Consider the following 1,126-nt stretch of genomic DNA (forward strand, 5'->3'; position numbering starts at 1 on the left):
AGTGGTCAGCAGTGCCTGGGAAATACCACCAGCCAGCTGTGCCGCATCACCGGTGCCGTGAATCATGATCGCTGCAAACACATCGATCATGCCGACCACCGTGCCCAGCAAGCCCAACAGCGGAGTAATCGCCGCGATAGAACCCAGGGTGCTGAGAAATTTCTCTAGTTCGTGCACCACACCAGTGGCACTCTCCTGAATGCTTTCTTTCATGATGTCACGACCATGGCGAGCATTGGCCAGACCGGTCGCCAGAATACGGCCCAACGGCGAGCTGTCGCGCAGCTTCACCAGATTGCCTTCATTAAGCAAGCCGCGTTTCAGCAGCGTCTGCACCTGGGGCACCGTATCCGCCGGCGCTAATTTGCTGGGCCGCAAGGTCCAGAAACGTTCTACCACGATGGCCAGCGCCACTACCGAACAGATCAAGATCGGGAGCATCATCCAGCCCCCGGACTGCACAAGATCCTGCACCTTAACTTCTCCCCTTGCTCACAAATCGGGTTACCAAAAGCGCCAACGGGCCGGTCCATGCCAGGGCCGGGCAACCGTTTGCCGCCATTTTGTTATAAGCCGGCCATTATCGACGCCCCCCTGTCGAAACACAATCATGCCATCCAGGTCCGTGCGCAGAACTGTGATGCCCGCGCTGTCCAGCTTGTGCAGCACCTGCGGATGAGGGTGGCGGAACCGGTTACGGTAGCCGGCGCTGACCAGCGCAACATCGGGCTGCAGCTGACGCAGCAAGGCATCACTGGTACTGGATTTGCTGCCATGATGGCCTACCACCAGCAGGTCCACGGGCGCCAACGCCCCAAGCAAACGGTATTCCTCTTGGATGCCGATATCGCCAGGCAACAGGGCGGAACCAAATGGCCCATCAACATGCAGCACACAGCTGGCGCCGTTCCCGGCCGGCCCTGGCTCGCGGGGCCACAGCACCGTGAAGATCACGCCGTCCCAGCGCCACTGATCACCGGCCTGGCATAATTGGCTGCCTGGCACCCTGTGCGGCNCGCCGCTGAGCAACAGGCCTGGTGCCGGCAAGTCAGTCAGCCCGCCGGCATGGTCATTGTCGCCATGGCTGATCACCGTGCGGTCTACCTGCTGCCCCGTGACCGACAGC

2 protein-coding genes are annotated in these 1,126 nt (G+C 61.2%); both read right to left on the reverse strand.

Features of this window, described 5'->3' with window-relative positions; genetic code table 11:
* A partial coding sequence (locus tag A3754_RS01920; RefSeq protein WP_063518703.1) for a MotA/TolQ/ExbB proton channel family protein occupies window positions 1–474 on the reverse strand: 474 nt, incomplete at its 3' end.
* 30 nt (window positions 475–504) lie between these two features.
* The coding region (locus tag A3754_RS26975) for an MBL fold metallo-hydrolase (RefSeq protein ID WP_197468380.1) at window positions 505–1,126 on the reverse strand (622 nt) is incomplete at its 5' end.

This window comes from Alcanivorax sp. HI0083 (genome assembly GCF_001635175.1).